Annotated in this window: 15 protein-coding genes; 2 read left to right on the plus strand and 13 right to left on the minus strand. The window is 69.0% G+C overall.

Going from position 1 to position 15881, the window contains the following annotated elements; genetic code table 11:
• Nucleotides 1-30 precede the first annotated feature (30 nt).
• The 12 genes from parC to AVCA_RS26540 form a co-directional block, all read right to left on the minus strand.
• Nucleotides 31-2289, minus strand: coding sequence for a DNA topoisomerase IV subunit A (gene parC / locus AVCA_RS19780; protein WP_012702834.1), 2259 nt, complete (start codon nt 2287-2289; stop codon nt 31-33).
• A gap of 186 nt (nt 2290-2475) precedes the next feature.
• On the minus strand, nt 2476-3459 hold the full coding sequence (locus AVCA_RS19785) for an esterase-like activity of phytase family protein (protein WP_012702835.1): 984 nt from the start codon (nt 3457-3459) through the stop codon (nt 2476-2478).
• Complete coding sequence (gene parE / locus AVCA_RS19790) at nt 3459-5351, minus strand: DNA topoisomerase IV subunit B (protein ID WP_012702836.1); 1893 nt, start codon at nt 5349-5351, stop codon at nt 3459-3461. The genes AVCA_RS19785 and parE overlap by 1 nt, the downstream gene beginning before the upstream one ends.
• 12 nt (nt 5352-5363) lie before the next feature.
• On the minus strand, nt 5364-5981 hold the full coding sequence (locus AVCA_RS19795) for a YqiA/YcfP family alpha/beta fold hydrolase (RefSeq protein WP_012702837.1): 618 nt from the start codon (nt 5979-5981) through the stop codon (nt 5364-5366).
• A gap of 103 nt (nt 5982-6084) precedes the next feature.
• Nucleotides 6085-6894 (minus strand): 3',5'-cyclic-AMP phosphodiesterase, encoded by an 810-nt coding sequence (cpdA, locus tag AVCA_RS19800; protein ID WP_012702838.1) that lies wholly within the window; start codon nt 6892-6894, stop codon nt 6085-6087.
• A gap of 179 nt (nt 6895-7073) precedes the next feature.
• A complete protein-coding gene (locus AVCA_RS19805) occupies nt 7074-8399 on the minus strand; it encodes an ABC transporter substrate-binding protein (RefSeq protein WP_012702839.1) in 1326 nt (441 codons plus the stop codon).
• A 64-nt stretch (nt 8400-8463) separates the two neighbouring features.
• Entirely contained in the window at nt 8464-9531 is a 1068-nt protein-coding gene (locus AVCA_RS19810; RefSeq protein WP_012702840.1) for a branched-chain amino acid ABC transporter permease, read from the minus strand.
• 12 nt (nt 9532-9543) lie between these two features.
• The gene (locus AVCA_RS19815) at nt 9544-10425 is read right to left on the minus strand and encodes a branched-chain amino acid ABC transporter permease (RefSeq protein ID WP_012702841.1); all 882 of its coding nucleotides are present in this window, start codon (nt 10423-10425) and stop codon (nt 9544-9546) included.
• Between the two features lie 334 nt (nt 10426-10759).
• Nucleotides 10760-11542, minus strand: a complete 783-nt coding sequence (locus tag AVCA_RS19820) for an ABC transporter ATP-binding protein (RefSeq protein ID WP_012702842.1) — start codon at nt 11540-11542, stop codon at nt 10760-10762.
• Nucleotides 11543-11557: 15 nt separating this feature from the next.
• Nucleotides 11558-12712, minus strand: coding sequence for an AMP-binding protein (locus AVCA_RS19825; protein ID WP_012702843.1), 1155 nt, complete (start codon nt 12710-12712; stop codon nt 11558-11560).
• A gap of 3 nt (nt 12713-12715) precedes the next feature.
• Nucleotides 12716-13810 (minus strand): dimethylsulfone monooxygenase SfnG, encoded by a 1095-nt coding sequence (gene sfnG, locus AVCA_RS19830; protein ID WP_012702844.1) that lies wholly within the window; start codon nt 13808-13810, stop codon nt 12716-12718.
• Nucleotides 13811-13879: 69 nt separating this feature from the next.
• A complete protein-coding gene (locus tag AVCA_RS26540) occupies nt 13880-14056 on the minus strand; it encodes a hypothetical protein (RefSeq protein ID WP_012702845.1) in 177 nt (58 codons plus the stop codon).
• A gap of 91 nt (nt 14057-14147) precedes the next feature.
• Between AVCA_RS26540 and AVCA_RS19835 the strand changes: the two genes are divergently transcribed.
• Both AVCA_RS19835 and AVCA_RS19840 read left to right on the plus strand, forming a co-directional pair.
• Nucleotides 14148-14405 (plus strand): helix-turn-helix domain-containing protein, encoded by a 258-nt coding sequence (locus AVCA_RS19835; RefSeq protein ID WP_012702846.1) that lies wholly within the window; start codon nt 14148-14150, stop codon nt 14403-14405.
• Nucleotides 14392-14979, plus strand: coding sequence for a HipA N-terminal domain-containing protein (locus AVCA_RS19840; RefSeq protein WP_050764401.1), 588 nt, complete (start codon nt 14392-14394; stop codon nt 14977-14979). The genes AVCA_RS19835 and AVCA_RS19840 overlap by 14 nt, the downstream gene beginning before the upstream one ends.
• Here the strand turns inward: AVCA_RS19840 and AVCA_RS19845 are convergent.
• Entirely contained in the window at nt 14898-15881 is a 984-nt protein-coding gene (locus tag AVCA_RS19845; RefSeq protein WP_012702847.1) for an ABC transporter permease, read from the minus strand. The genes AVCA_RS19840 and AVCA_RS19845 overlap by 82 nt on opposite strands.

Raw genomic sequence — 15881 nt, forward strand, 5'->3', positions numbered from 1 at the left:
CAGCGACAGGCTTTCAACGACATTCTGCCATCAGCCCGGCTCCTCGACCAAGAGCGCGTCGACCCGCTGGAAACCACGCGGCAACTTGTTGCCGCGCCCGCCGCGCTCGCCCCGGTAATGCTCCAGATCGGCCGGCTTCAGCGACAGGGTGCGCTTGCCGGCCTGCAGTTGCAGGGTCGCCCGTTCGGACAGCACGACGAAGTCGCAGAGGTATTCCTCGCGACTGGCGACCCGTGCCCCCGGAATGGCGATGATCCGGTTACCCTTGCCCTTGGCCAGTTGCGGCAGCTCGGCGACCCTGAACAACAGCAGGCGACCCTCCGAGGTCACCGCCGCCAACCAGTCGCTGCCCGCATCGCCCAGCGGCCGCGGCGCCATGACCCGGGCGCCGGCCGGCAGGCTCAGCAGGGCCTTGCCCGCCTTGTTCTTCGCCTGCAGGTCCTCGCCCTTGGCCACGAATCCGTAGCCCGCATCGGAAGCCAGCACATAGAGCGCCTCGTCGTCCGGCAGCAGCACGCATTCGAAGCCCGCCCCCGGCGGCGGCGCCAGGCGTCCGGTCAGGGGCTCGCCCTGGCCACGCGCCGAAGGCAGCGAATGGGCCGCCAGGGAATAGCTGCGGCCGCTGGAATCGATGAATACGGCATATTGGTTGGAGCGGCCCTGGGCCGCCGCCTTGAAAGTGTCACCGGACTTGTAGGAGAGCGCCGCCGGATCGATGTCGTGGCCCTTGGCGCAGCGCACCCAGCCCTTCTCGGAAAGCACCACGGTCACCGGCTCGGTGGGCAGCAGCTCGGTTTCCGACAGGGCCCTGGCCTCGGCGCGCTCGACGATCGGCGAGCGCCGCGCGTCGCCGTAGGTCTCGGCATCCGCCAGGAGTTCCTTGCGCACCAGCTTCTTCAGCCTGGCCTCGCTGCCGAGCAGGCCCAGCAGCTTGTCGCGCTCCTTGGCCAGCGCCTCCTGCTCGCCGCGGATCTTCATCTCCTCCAGCCGCGCCAGCTGGCGCAGGCGGGTGTCGAGGATGTAGTCGGCCTGCGCCTCGCTGAGCGCGAAGCGTTCGATCAGCACGGGTTTCGGCTGGTCTTCGCTGCGGATGATGCGGATCACCTCGTCGAGGTTGAGGAAGGCGATCAGCAGGCCTTCGAGCAGGTGCAGACGCCTCTCCACCTTGTCGAGGCGGAACTGCAGGCGCCGGCGCACCGTCCGCACGCGGAACTCCAGCCACTCGGAAAGCAGCGCGCGCAGGTTCTTCACCTGTGGCCGGCCGTCCAGGCCGATGATGTTGAGGTTGACCCGGTAGCTGGTCTCCAGGTCGGTGGTGGCGAACAGATGCTGCATCAGCCCTTCCACGTCGACCCGGTTGGAGCGCGGGATGATGACGATGCGGCAGGGATTCTCGTGGTCCGACTCGTCGCGTAGGTCGGCGACCATCGGCAGCTTCTTGGCCTGCATCTGCGCGGCGATCTGCTCCAGCACCTTGGCCCCGGACACCTGGTGCGGCAGCGCGGTGATCACCACGTCGCCGTCCTCGACCCGGTACAGCGCGCGCATGCGCAGCGTGCCGCGGCCGCTCTCGTAGATCTTCAGCAGCTCGGCGCGGGGTGTGACGATCTCCGCCTCGGTGGGGAAGTCCGGCCCCGGGATGTGCTCGCAGAGCTGCGCCACCGTCGCCTGCGGCTCGTCCAACAGACGCACGCAGGCGGCCGCCACCTCGCGCAGGTTGTGCGGCGGCACGTCGGTGGCCATGCCCACGGCGATGCCGGTGGTGCCGTTCAACAGGAGGTTGGGCAGCCGCGCCGGCAGCACCGCCGGCTCATCCAGGGTGCCGTCGAAGTTCGGCACCCAGTCGGCGGTACCCTGCCCCAGTTCGGCCAGCAGCACCTCCGCATAGCGCGACAGGCGCGCCTCGGTGTAGCGCATGGCGGCGAACGACTTGGGATCGTCCGGCGCGCCCCAGTTGCCCTGGCCGTCGATCAGCGGATAGCGGTAGCTGAACGGCTGGGCCATCAGCACCATGGCCTCGTAGCAGGCCGAGTCGCCATGCGGATGGAACTTGCCGAGCACGTCGCCGACGGTGCGCGCCGACTTCTTGTGCTTGGCGTCGGCATCCAGGCCCAGTTCGCTCATCGCATAGACGATACGCCGCTGCACGGGCTTAAGACCGTCGCCGATGTGCGGCAGGGCGCGGTCCATGATCACGTACATGGAATAGTTGAGGTAGGCCTGCTCGGTGAAGTCCGCGAGGGAGCGGCGTTCCACGCCGTCCAGGCCGGGATCGAAGGATTCGTGCATGGGTCAGTCCCCAGGGGATGTCATCGATTGTTTCCCCGATTGCGTTGCCGCCGGAAACGCGGCCGGCCGGCGTTCGCGGCCCTTGGCAATGGCATTCCCCTGCCAGGAGCCGCGACGCCGCACGGCCCCGCTTTCGTCGCAACGCGGAAAACAATCGATGACACACCTGTGTGCGGCAGGCCGCGCTCACGGCTGGCCGTTCCAGCCCCCGGCCGGCGCGGCGAAATGCCAGAGCATCGGCCGGGTCTCGCCGTCGCCGCGGGCAAGGGTCCCGTTGTCGGTGCCGATCCAGGCGCCGTCGTCGTCGATCCACAGGGCCTCGGCGCTGCCCCAGGGCTGTGCGTAGCGGCGCGCGTCGGTGAGCAGTTCGTCGGCGAACGACCAGCAGCGCTCGACCTCGCCGGTGTTCGGGCTGTGCCGGCAGATCTGGTGCGCCAGGCGCTCCAGGCTGAACAGCTTGTCGCCGTGGAAGGCCAGGTCGGAGAAACTCCTCGCCCACTTGCCCCGGCTTTCCAAGCGAGCCGGCGGCTCTCCCGGACCGTCCTCGCTGAGCAGCACGCAACTGCCGTGGCACTGCCAGTTGTCGCGGGCGCGGTGCGCCACCAGCAGTCCGCGGCGCTCGCGCTCGGCGGCCAGCCAGAGACGCGCGCCGGGCGGATCGATGGCGATCCCCTCGAACATGGCGTTGAACTTCAGCAGCATGCCGCTGGCCCGCGCCTGGCGCAGCAGCGGCGCCGGCAGCGCCAGCCACTGCGGCTGGCCGATCTCCGGCAACTGCAGCACGGCGGCGTAGGCCTCGCTGACCAGATAGCGGTTACCCCGGGCATCGCAGCTCAGCCCCTCGAAATCCATCTCGCCGCCGCGCAGCTTGCCCATCAGCCTGGAGCGTGCGCGAATGCCCCAGGGCAGAGCGCTGTCGGGCAGTGGCGGCAGGACGAAGGTCTGCGCCTCGGCCCGCCAGGCCTTCTCGCCGGGCCACAGGCGGTAGAGGCGGTCGTCGTCGCGGTCGGAGACCGCCCACAGCGAGTCCCCGCAGCGGGCCAGCCCGGAGAAGTTGCCGCTCGGCATGCCGTCGAGCGGATGCTCGCCGAGCAGGCGCAGGGGCTCCACCTGTGCGGCGTGCGGCGCCGTGCCGAACAGCAGGCACAGGGCCGCCAGCCAGCGCCGCATCAGACCAGCACCTCGGCCAGGTTGCCCTTGGTTTCCAGCCAGGACTTGCGGTCGCCGGCGCGCTTCTTCGCCAGCAGCATGTCCATGACCTCGCGGGTGCCGTCGAAGTCGTCGAGAGTCAGTTGCACCAGGCGGCGGGTGTTGGGGTCCATGGTGGTCTCGCGCAGTTGCAGCGGGTTCATTTCGCCGAGCCCCTTGAAGCGGGTGACCTGCGGCTTGCCGCGTTTCTTCTCGGCGGTCAGGCGTTCGAGGATGCCGTCGCGCTCGGCCTCGTCGAGGGCGTAGTGGATCTCCTTGCCGAGGTCGATGCGGTACAGCGGCGGCATGGCCACATGCACGTGACCGGCCTCCACCAGCGGGCGGAAGTGGCGGACGAACAGCGCGCAGAGCAGCGTGGCGATGTGCAGGCCGTCGGAGTCGGCGTCGGCGAGGATGCAGATCTTGCCGTAGCGCAGTTGCGAAAGATCCGCCGAGCCGGGGTCGATGCCGATGGCCACGGCGATGTCGTGCACCTCCTGGCTGGCCAGTACCTCGCCGCCGTCCACTTCCCAGGTGTTCAGGATCTTGCCGCGCAACGGCATGATCGCCTGGAACTCCTTGTCGCGCGCCTGCTTGGCGCTGCCGCCGGCGGAATCGCCCTCGACCAGGAACAGCTCGGCGCGCAGCGGGTCCTGCCCGGCGCAGTCGGCCAGCTTGCCGGGCAGCGCCGGCCCCTGGGTGATCTTCTTGCGCTCGACCTTCCTGCCGGCCTTGAGACGGCGGCCGGCGTTGCTGATCGCCAGTTCGGCCAGTTGCAGGCCCAGCTCGGGGTGCTCGTTGAGCCACAGGCTGAAGGCGTCCTTGACCACGCCGGAGACGAAGGCCGCCGCCTCGCGCGAGGACAGGCGCTCCTTGGTCTGCCCGGAGAACTGCGGCTCGGCGAGTTTCATCGAGAGGACGAAGGCGATGCGCTCCCAGACGTCCTCCGGCGCCAGCTTGACGCCGCGCGGCAAGAGGCTCCTGAACTCGCAGAACTCGCGCATGGCGTCCAGCAAGCCCTGGCGCAGGCCGTTGACGTGGGTGCCGCCCTGGTCGGTGGGGATCAGGTTGACGTAGCTTTCCGAGCGGAACTCGCCGCCCTCGGGCAGCCACAGCAGCGCCCATTCCACCGCCTCGCGGCTGGCGGCGAAGCTGCCGGTGAAAGGCTCCTCGGGCAGGCGGGGGAAGTCGCCGACGGCATCCGCCAGGTAGGAGCGCAGGCCGTCCTCGTAGTGCCACTCGACCTTCTCGCCGCTGCCCTTGTCCTCGAAGCCCACCGACAGGCCCGGACAGAGCACCGCCTTGGCCTTGAGCACATGCTTCAGGCGGGCGACGGAGAACCTCGGCGAATCGAAGTACCTGGCATCCGGCCAGAAATGCACGCTGGTGCCGGTGTTGCGCTTGCCCACGCTGCCGACGATCTCCAGCTCGCTGGCCTTGAAGCCGTCGGCGAAGGCCATGCGGTATTCGTTGCCGTCGCGCCTGACCCGCACCTCGACACGGGTCGACAACGCGTTGACCACCGAGATGCCGACGCCGTGCAGGCCGCCGGAGAACTGGTAGTTCTTGTTGGAGAACTTGCCGCCGGCATGCAGCTTGGTGAGGATCAGTTCGACCCCCGGCACGCCTTCCTCCGGGTGGATGTCCACCGGCATGCCGCGGCCGTCGTCGATCACCTCCAGCGAATTGTCCTCGTGGAGGATCACCTGCACGGATTTCGCGTGACCGGCCAGGGCCTCGTCGACGCTGTTGTCGATCACCTCCTGGGCCAGGTGGTTGGGACGCGTGGTGTCGGTGTACATGCCCGGGCGCTTGCGCACCGGGTCGAGCCCGGAAAGGACTTCGATGGCGTCCGCGTTGTAGGTCTGAGCCATGGTTGCCTTAATTCAGAGTTCGGAAAAATCGAAATCGCGCCACAGCGCGGCGTCGAAGCCGGCGAAGGCGAGCAGTTCCGGCAGGCGCCCGGCGAAGCCCTGGAAACCATGGTCGCCGCCCCGCTCGACGGCCGGCGCGCAGTGCCGGTAGTAGGCCGCGGCATCCCGCCAGTCGAGGGTTTCGTCGCCGGTCTGCAGCCACACCCGGTAGCGCGCGGGGTCCCGCGGGGGCGGCACCTCCAGCTCGGCGAGCGCCGCCAGATGGTCGACGGTCAGTTCCCAGGTCTCGCCGCTGTAGTGGTTGTGCTGCGTCCCCAGACGGCCGCCGAACAGCCGGTAGGGCCGTACCGCGGGGTTGATCAGCACGGCCCGCAGGCCGTGCCGTTCGGCCAGGTGGGTCGCATAGTAGCCGCCCAGGGAGCTGCCGACCAGCGTGGGGCGCCCCAGCTCGGCGAGCAGCGTCTCGAGCTGGGCGATCGCCCGGCGCGGATGGTGGTGCAGATCCGGCACCCGCAGCCGCAGGGCCAGGCCGAGGGCTTGCATGGCACAGGTCAGTTGCCGGGCCTTGAGGGAAGCGGACGAACTGTTGAAGCCGTGGATATAGAGAATGGACGGCACGGCGCTGGGCATGACTCTCGGTCGACGGTGACGGAAGGAGAAGGCTACAAGCGGCACGCGACAGTCTCAAGTCGGCCGGCCGGTTCGCCGCCGTGCGGCATGGCCCCGCCGGGCCTCAGTAGCCGTCCGTGGCGTAGTCGATCCGGAAGCGGTAGCCGGTCAGCCGCGACACGCCGGTGTCCAGCCGGCCGTCGGCGTGCAGGCGCAGCCAGCGGTAGCCGGGCGCCTGGTCGCTGACCGAGAAGTCCGCGCTGCCGGGCGTGAACTGCACGCAGGTCGAGGGCGAAGCGAGCAGGCGCACGCCGCGGCGCATACGGTCGAACTCCTGGTGCACATGCCCCCAGAGCAGCGCGCGCACCTGCGGGAAGCGGTCGAGCACGGCGAACAGCGCCTCGGCGTTGCGCAGGCCGATCGACTCCATCCACTGGCAGCCGACCGATACCGGGTGGTGATGCAGGCAGACCAGATGATGACGCCCGGGCGCCTCCACCAGGGCCCGTTCGAGCCGGGCCAGTTCGTCCGCGTCGAGGAAGCCGGGCACCGCGCCGGGCAGGACCGAATCGAGCAGCACCAGGCGCCAGTCGCCCAGGTCGACGACCGGCTGGCGGCACTCGCCGCCGGCGCGCGCCAGAACCTCGGGATCGTCGTGGTTGCCGGGAAGCCAGCGCAGCGGCGCGGCGAGCGGCGCGCAGATGCGCAGGAAACGGGCGTAGGAATCGGCCGAGCCGTCCTGGGAAATGTCGCCGCTGGCCAGCACCAGGTCGATGCGCGGCTGTTCGCGGCGAACCAGTTCGACCACCCGTTGCAGGCTGTCCTGGGTCTGCATGCCGAGCAGACGCGCCTCGGCGTCGGCGAACAGGTGACTGTCGGTCAGTTGCACCACCAACAGGGAAGAATCGGTAACGGAAGGGGATGGACTCGACAAGACCGTCTCCAAAAGCGGAAGCGGACCAATTATCGACCCAGGCACGCGGCCTGATAAGTCCGTACAGCGGACGTGGTTCACAGAATGCCCGCGCCGGATGCCCGGTTGTGAAGCAGTTCATCATCGTCCGTCCGTATGACAGGGGGATGGCGCGGGCGGGCCATCCCCGGACGGGCCGCTCAGGCCTCCTTGGCGCAATCGCGCGGCGCGATGCCCTTCTCGGCGGCGTATTTGCGCGAGGACGCCTCGATGATCGGCCGCAGCAGGGCGCGGTCGGCCTGCACCCAGTCGCTGATCAGCGTCCACTTCTCGCCGTCCCACTGCTGGAAGCGCACCGCGCCGCCGCCCTCGTGGTCGGAGCAGGACAGCTTGAGCGGCTGCACCAGCCCCTTGGCGCCGAGGGCGGCCAGGCGCGCGTCGTCCAGCTCGAGATTCTCGAGGCCCCAGCGCACCTGCTCGCCGCTCAGGGGTTGCTTGCCGAACTTCTCCTGGGCGATGCGCAGCGCCTCGACGTTGAGGATGCCGTTGACCACGCCGAGGTTGTAGTAGACGGTGCCGAAGCGCTTCGGATCGGCCAGGTCGCCCTGGCCCTTGTCGACCACCTCCTGCCTGATGCCCTGCAGTACCGGGAAGTCGCTGCCGGACGGATGGGTGGTGATGGCGATGAAGCCCTTGGCCGCGGCGCCGGCCGGCGCGGCGTCCTCCTCGGAGTTGCTCCAGATGTTGCCGATGATCCGGTTGGCCGGGAAACCGACCTTCTGCGCGGTCTTCAACGCCACCGGGTTCATCACCCCCCAGCCGCGCAGGATCACCCAGTCGGGCTTCTCGCGGCGGATGTTCAGCCACTGCGACTGCTGCTCGTTGCCCGGATGCGGCACCTCCAGCAGGGTCAGCGCGAAGCCGTATTTCTCCGCGAGGGTCTTCAACACCTCGTTGGTTTCCTTGCCGTAGGGCGAGCCGTGGTAGAGGGTGACGATCTTCAGGCCCTTGAGCCTGTCCAGGCCGCCGGCCTGCTGGCCGATGTAGTTGACGATCGCCGACACTTCGGAATACGGGTTGAGCTGCAGCGGGAAGGCATAGGGGAACACGCTGCCGTCGGTGGAGTCGGTGCGCCCGTGGTTGATGGTGATCAGCGGCAGCCTGTCGGCGGTGGAGCGGTCCAGGGTGGCGTAGGCGATGCCCACCGACAGCGGGTTGGTGGCCGCCGCCGGCGCGCCGTTCAGGCCGCCCTTCAGGCGTTCGTAGCACTCGACGCCCTTCTCCACCACGTATTCGGTCTCGCACTCGCTCCAGGTCAGCTTGACCCCGTTCACTCCACCGTTGGCGTTGACGTACCTGAGATAGTCGATGAAACCGCCGAAGAAACCGGTGCCGCCGGCGGCGTAGGGGCCGACCCGGTAGCTCTGCAGCGGGAAATACTGTTCGCCTCCGGCCTGCGCGGCGAAGGCCGCGCCGCCCAGGCTCAGGGCCAGCGCCAGACGGCTGGCGAAACTGCGCTCGAACATCGTGATTGTCCTTGGAAATGGATGAAGGTCGGGGCCGGAGCGGCGTCCGGTGGTGCTTGGCAAGTCAGTGGCGCAGCGGCCAGATCCGCGCGCGCTCGCGCAGGCGCTGCCAGAGGCGGGCGAGGCCTTCCGGCTCCTTGATCAGGAAGACGACGATCAGCGCGCCGAAAACGATCTTCTGCAGGTTTTCCAGTTGGCCGGCGTCGATCAGGCCGCCCGGCAGCAGGCCGGCGAGGTTCGACAGCAGCAGCGGGAACAGCACCATGAAGGCCGCGCCGAGGAAGTTGCCGAGAATGCTGCCCAGCCCACCGATGATGACGATGAACAGCACCTGGAACGAACGGTTGAGATCGAAGCCGTGCGGCTCCACGGTGCCCAGATAGGCGAAGGCCCACAGCGAGCCGGCGACGCCGAGGAAGAAGCCGCTGATGGCGAAGGCCAGCAGTTTGGTCTTCAACAGCGGGATGCCGATCACCGCGGCGGCGGTGTCCATGTCGCGCACCGCCATCCAGTTGCGGCCCAGCTCGCTGCGCACCAGGTTGTGGCCGAGCCAGAACAGCGCCGTCACCACGCCCAGGGTCAGCAGGTAGCGTCCGGCCGGCGTGCCGAAGTCGATGCCGAAAATCTCCAGCTTCGGCGCGCTGATCACCCCGGAGGCATCGTAGTTGGAGAACCAGCCGAAGCGGGTCAGCGCCCACGGCACGAAGAACTGCGCGGCCAGCGTCGAGACGATCAGGTAGAAACCCTTGATGCGCAGGCTCGGCAGGCCGAACAGCAGCGCCACCAGCGCGGCGACCAGCCCGCCGAGCAGCAGGCTGGCCGGCAGCGGCAGGCCCGGCACGCGCAGCTCGAAGTTGTAGGCGGCGAAGGCGCCCACCGCCATGAACGCCGCCGAGCCCAGGGACAACTGGCCGGCGTAGCCGGTCAGCAGGTTCAGCCCCAGCCCGGCCAGCGACAGCACCAGGAAAGGAATCAGGATGGCGCCGAACCAGTAGTCGTTGCCCAGCCAGGGCACCACGGCGAAGGCGAAGACCAGCAGCAGGGCCAGGCCGAGGCGGTCCTGGCGCAGGCGGAACACCCGGCGGTCGTCGGCATAACGGCTGCTGAACTGGCCGGCTTCTCGATAGAGCATGGGAAAGACTCCTTACACGCGCTCGATGGCGCGCTCGCCGAACAACCCCGCCGGACGCACCAGCAGGAACAGCAGGGCCAGCACATAGGGGAACCAGTTCTCGATGCCGCCACCGACGAAAGGTCCCAGATAGACCTCGGCGAGCTTCTCCGAAGCGCCGACGATCAGGCCGCCGGCGATGGCCCCGCCGATCGAGGTGAAGCCGCCGATGATCAGTACCGGCAGGGCCTTGAGCACCACCAGCGACAAGGAGAACTGCACACCCAGGCGCGCCCCCCACAGGAGACCGGCGACCAGGCCGACGAAACCGGCCACCGCCCAGACCACGGCCCAGATGCGCTGCAGGCGGATGCCCAGCGCCAGCGCCGCCAGCGGGTCGTCGGCCACCGCGCGCAGCGACAGGCCGATGCGGGTCTTGTTGAACAGCAGCGAGAGCACCGCCACCAGCACGGCGGCGGTGCCGGCGGCGAACAGGTCGAACTGCGACAGCAGCAGGCCGCCGATCTCCAGCGGCTCGTCGCCGATGCCCAGGTCCAGGCCGTGCACCTGGGCGCCCCAGAGCGCCTGGGCGAAGCCTTCGAGCATGTACGACAGGCCGAGGGTGGCCATGAACAGGGTGATCGGCGAGCGGTTGACCAGCGGGCGCAGCACCGCGCGCTCGATCAGCAGCGCCAGCGCCACCATGGCCGCCAGGGTGACCAGAAAGGCCAGGACGAAGGGCACGCCGCGTTCGAGCAGGCTGACGAAGGTCAGCGCGGCGAACAGCACCATCGCGCCCTGGGCGAAATTGAACACGCCCGAGGCCTTGTAGATCAGCACGAAGCCGATGGCGACCAGGGAATACATCACCCCCGCCAGCAGCCCGCCGATCAGCACTTCGAAGAAAAACTCCATATCCACTCCTGTCGCCTGTTGTACGCAGACGGTTGAAACGGCCCTCTCCCCGGCCCTCTCCCGCAAGCGGGAGAGGGAGTACAGCCCTGTCGCTCCCCTCTCCCACCTGCGGAAGAAGGAGTACAGCCCCGTCGCTCCCCTCTCCCACCTGCGGAAGAAGGAGCACAGCCCCGTCGCTCCCCTCTCCCACCTGCGGAAGAAGGAGCACAGCCCCGTCGCTCCCCTCTCCCACCTGCGGAAGAAGGAGCACAGCCCCGTCGCTCCCCTCTCCCACTTGTGGGAGAGGGGCCGGGGGAGAGGGAAAACGGCCCACTCCCCTCCAGGAAGAAAGACCTCAGTGCCGCGTGCCCAGATAGGCGGCGATCACCTCGGGATCGCGGCGCACCGCGTCCGGCGGGCCGTCGCCGATCTTGCGGCCGTAGTCGAGCACCACCACGTGGTCGGAAATCCCCATCACCACGCCGATGTCGTGCTCGATCAACACCACCGTGGTGCCGAACTCGCGGTTGGTCTCGACGATGAAACGGCTCATCTCGCGCTTCTCCCCGGCGTTCATGCCGGCCATCGGCTCGTCGAGCAGCAGCAGGCGCGGCTCGGCGGCCAGCGCGCGGGCCAGCTCGACGCGCTTCTGCAGACCGTAGGGCAGCCGGCCGACGACGGCGTCGCGCCACGGCTGCAGGCGCAGGAACTCGATCACCCGCTCCGCCGCCTCGCGCTGGCGATCCTCCTCGGCGGCGGCGCCCGGCGTGCGCAGCGCCTGGCCGAGCCAGTGGCCCTGGCGCCGCAGGTTGCGCCCGGTGAGCACGTTGTCGAGCACGCTCAGGCTTCTGAACAGCGCGATGTTCTGGAAGGTCCGGGCGATCCCCAGCTCGGCGGCCTGATGCGGCCGCATCCGCGGCCGCTCGACCCGGTCGAAGCGGATCTGCCCCTCCTGCGGCCGGTACACGCCGTTGATGACGTTCAGCAGCGAACTCTTGCCCGCGCCGTTGGGGCCGATCAGCGCGCAGATCTCGCCGTCGGCCACGGCGAAACTGATATTGGAGATCGCCTTGACGCCCTTGAACGCCAGGGAAATGTTGTCCAGCTCGAGCAACGGCTGGCTCGTCGGATAGGACATGCGCGGGGCTCCTCGTCAGACCGGTTGCGGACCGCCGGCGACCCAGCCGTCGACGGACGGCAGCGGATGCACGGGCGGACTGTGCCATTCGGATGGATCGGGCCAGGCGCGTACCGCGACGCCCAGCCCGGCGAAGAACGCTTCGGCGTCCCGCGGCAACGGTTCGCCCACCAGCAGCGGCGTGCGGGTGCGGGAAAAGCCCAGCACGTCGCGCAGCGGCCGGCGCACCAGCCAGTGGCCGAGCGTCTGGCGCAGCAGGCCGGGTCGCCGGGCCAACGCCCAGTCCACCAGATGCCGCGACACGCTGCCCGGCTGCGGCAGGCGGGCCAGCGCCAGTTCGTGCAGGCGACCGTAGGTTTCCCGGGTGCCGGCCACCAGGGTCGGTCCCAGCTCGCGGCGGTCGTTGTCGCGGGTGGCGAGGCTTTCCGGGAAGTTCAGGCGGAAGCCGGCGATCAGCCAGGGCGCCAGCAGGTAGCGGGCCTGGCCGCCGGCGGCGAAGGCGCGCGCCGCCAGGGCCTCCTCCTGCGCTCCGAGCCGCTCGGCCTGCACCAGTTGCCGGCCCTGGCGCAGCAGTTCGTCATGGCCGATGAGCTGCCGCTCGCTGCGCCCGCTGGCGCCCCTGCGGTAGAAGGCGAAGGCGCCGCGCCCGGCCTGGGCCTGCGGCTCCGGCTGCGCCGGACGCAGCCCGGCCAGCAGGCGGGCGTAGTCCTGCTCTCCCTCCTGCGCCCGCACCCCGCGCGCCTCGGCGTAGATCGTCAGGCGCGGAGCGAGCCCGGCGCCGCGCAGGCGCTCCAGCTCATCCAGAGTCTCGGCGAAGACGAAGTCCGGTTGCAGTTCGCGCAGCAGTTCCCGTTGCCCGGCGGCCTCCGCCAATGGATCGAAGAGCGCCGCCACCCCGCCCAGCCACTGCGCGGCCAGCGCCGCCAGCAGCGCCTCGGGACGCGGCCGGCTGAGGATCACCAGCAGGGAATCGCCGGCGAAGCCGCGCACCTGCAGCGCGCTGGCCAGACCGCGCACCTCGCCGGCCACCTGCGTCCAGGTGCGCGCCTGCCAGATGCCCAGGCGCTTGTGGCGCAGGGCGATGCTCTCGCCCTGCTGCTGCGCCTGCCAGCGCAGCCAGTCCGGCAGGGTGGCGGGGACGCGCTCCCCGCCGTCCGCGAAGCGAACCATGGCTTATGCCGCGCTCTTCTCGGCGGCCCGCTTGGCCTCCAGCTCGCGCACCAGCGGCAGCACCTTCTCGCCGAAGTAGGCGACCTCCTCCTGGAAGTGCAGGAAACCGCTGAGGATCAGGTCCACGCCCACCGCCTTGAGGGCGACGATGCGCTCGGCGATCTGCTGCGGGGTACCGATCAGGTTGGTCTTGAAGCCGTCGTTGTACTGCACCAGATCCTCGAAGGTGGACTTGGCCCAGTTGCCCTCGCCTTCCGGGCTGGCCGCACCGGCCTGGCGGACCTCGTGGCCGAAGGCCCTGACCGCTTCGGGATCGGCCTTGGCGAGGATCTCGGCCAGCACGGCCCTGGCCTCCTCCTCGGTGTCGCGGGCGACGATGAAGGCGTTCACGCCGACCTTGACCTTGTGGTCGTTGGCCGCGGCCTTGGCGCGCAGGTCGTCCACCTGGGCCTTGATCCCTTCCACGCTATTGCCGTTGGTGAAATACCAGTCGGCCGCCCGCGAGGCCATGTCGCGCGCCGCGCGCGAACTGCCGCCCTGGAAGATCTCCGGGCGCGGCTGCTGCAACGGCTTGGGCTTGAGGCTGTAGTTGTGGAAGCGGTAGAAGTCGCCCCGGTAGCTGAAATCGTCCTGGGTCCAGATGCCCTTGAGCACCTCGATGAACTCCTCGGAACGCCGGTAGCGCTCGTCGTGCTCCAGCCAGGGTTCGCCGATGGCGGTGAACTCGCTGCGGAACCAGCCGGAAACGATGTTCACCGCGATACGCCCGCCGGTGAGATGGGAAATGGTGGAGATCTGCTTGGCCAGCACCGCCGGATGCCAGGGCCCCGGCAGGATCGCGGCGATCACCCGCAGCTTCTCGGTGGAAGCCAGCAGCGCGTGGCTGATGGCCACCGATTCGTGCTGGTACTCGGCGCCGTAGCCGGCGGTGAAGCGGATCTGCGACAGCGCGTATTCGAAGCCGGCCTTCTCGGCGATCCTCGCCAGTTCGCGGTTGTAGTCGATGTCCCAACTGGTGCGTTGCTCGATCTTGCTGACGACGAGGCCGCCGCTGACGTTGGGTACCCAGTAGGCGAACTTGATCGGTTCCTGACTCATGGCATGTGCTCCAAGACTAAGAAGGTGGCTGGAAAACGCCGGGCACCGTGACGGCACCCGCCGAAGACCTTAGAGCAGCAGCCGTGCCAACAGGAAAATCGGCTTAAAAATCAGCATCTTGAAAAGAGCGAGCGGATTCTGGCGGTGTTCTTGCCGACGCAAGCTGTTGCGCAGGTGCTGCCCGGCGGACAGCGTTTGCGCGCCGCGTCCGAACCTGTGCGGTACGTCTCCCGGGCGGAAAGCCATGGGCTGGGAATCGCTTGCCGGCAATCGAACGCATCGTATCCGATGCATATGCTAGTGTTAGGCCAAAACTGCATTGTATAGAGTGCATCCGATGAGCATCGAAACCCTTGGCCGACTGGTGCGCCGGCTCCGCCGGGAGAAGGGCCTGTCCCAGCAGGCGCTGGCGCAGCGCCTGGGCATGAGCCGTGCGACCATCTCCGGGCTGGAGAACAACAGCGTGCACGAGGTCGGCATACGCAAGATCGAGGCACTGCTCAACCTGCTCGGCCATTCGTTGACGGCCGAACCCCTGCGCGGACGCTCGACCCTGGACGAAGTCGTGAAGGAAGGTTTCCATGGCGATCGATGAGGGCCTGCCGGTGATCCTGGACAACCGGCTCGTCGGCCGCCTGGCGCGAAGCGACGCCGACCGGCGCGACACGCGCTTCCGATACGAAACCGCCACCGACCCGCGCGATGCGGTGTCGTTGCCGATGCCCGTGCGAGGCGACGAATACCCCTGGCCGCGCGGCGTCCACCCGGTGTTCGAGATGAACCTGCCCGAGGGCTATCTGCGCCACAACCTCGCCAGGATGTTCTCGAAGGCGATCCGCGGATTCGACGACTACGACCTGCTGGAGATCGTCGGCCCCTTCCAGTTGGGCCGTCTCGGAGTCGGAGCCATTCCCGAGCAGGGCATGCCGGACATCAGCATCGGCGAACTGCTGCTGCACGATGGCGCCGAGGGACTGTTCGACGACCTCATGGCGAAATATGCCCGCTATTCCGGCATTTCCGGCGTCCAGCCGAAGGTACTCCGCGAAAGCCCTCCCCCGACTGAGCGCCGGCGCCCCGGCCCCGCTCAGTCTCCCGGCCGCCGGCCGACGAAGCTGAACACCAGCACCAGCAGGATCAGCGCCCCGGTGGCGACCTGCTGCCAGTAGAAGCTCCAGCCGATCAGCAGCAGGCCGTTGGCGGTGACGTTGAGAAACAGCACGCCGAGCAGCGTGCCGGGGATGTTCGCCCGGCCGTGGCGGTTCAGGGTGGCGCCGATGAACACCGCGCCGATGGCGTTCATCAGGAAGGCGTTGCCGGACATCGGCACGTAGGCGTTCACCGTCGCCGCCAGCAGGATGCCGGCCAGGGCGCAGGCGAAGGCGCCGGCGACGAACACCCAGGCGGCGATGCGCCGTTCCGCCAGGCCCGAATAGCGCGCCACCAGCGGCTGGTTGCCGAGCGCCAGCACCTGCCGGCCGAAGCGCCCGCGGGCCAGCGCCAGACCGTAGACGGCCGCCAGCGCGGCGACCGCCAGCAACGGCAGCGGCACGCCGAAAAACCGCGCGCCGGCCAGATCCGGCCGCGCCTCGGGCGCCAGGTAATTCGGCTGACCGCCGTCGGACAACAACTGCTGCGCGCTGGTGCCGATGAACAGGCTGCCGAGGCTGGCGAGGAACGGCGAGATGCGCAGCCCGGCGATCAGCCCGGCGTTGCCGGCGCCGACCAGGGTGCCGGCCAGCAGCGCGCCGCCGAGCGCCAGCGGCAGGCCGGACCCGGCGTTGAGCAGGGCCACGAAGGCCAGCGCGGAGAAGTCCAGCGCCGTGCCCACCGAGAGGTCGATGCCGCCGGCGGCGATGGCACAGGTCATGCCGATGGCGACCATGGCCAGCAACACGAAGTTGTTGAGCAGCAGGCTGGACAGGTTGCCGAGGCTGAGAAAACCCGGCGCCGCCAGCGCGAAGAACGCCAGGATGGCCACGAACAGCGCCGGCAGCGCCAGGCGCAGCGCCGCCCGCCGGGACGGCCACGACAGGCGCGCGGGGCGCGGGTCGAGGTAGGAATCGCTCAT

The organism is Azotobacter vinelandii CA, assembly GCF_000380335.1.
In the GTDB taxonomy this organism is placed as follows: domain Bacteria; phylum Pseudomonadota; class Gammaproteobacteria; order Pseudomonadales; family Pseudomonadaceae; genus Azotobacter; species Azotobacter vinelandii.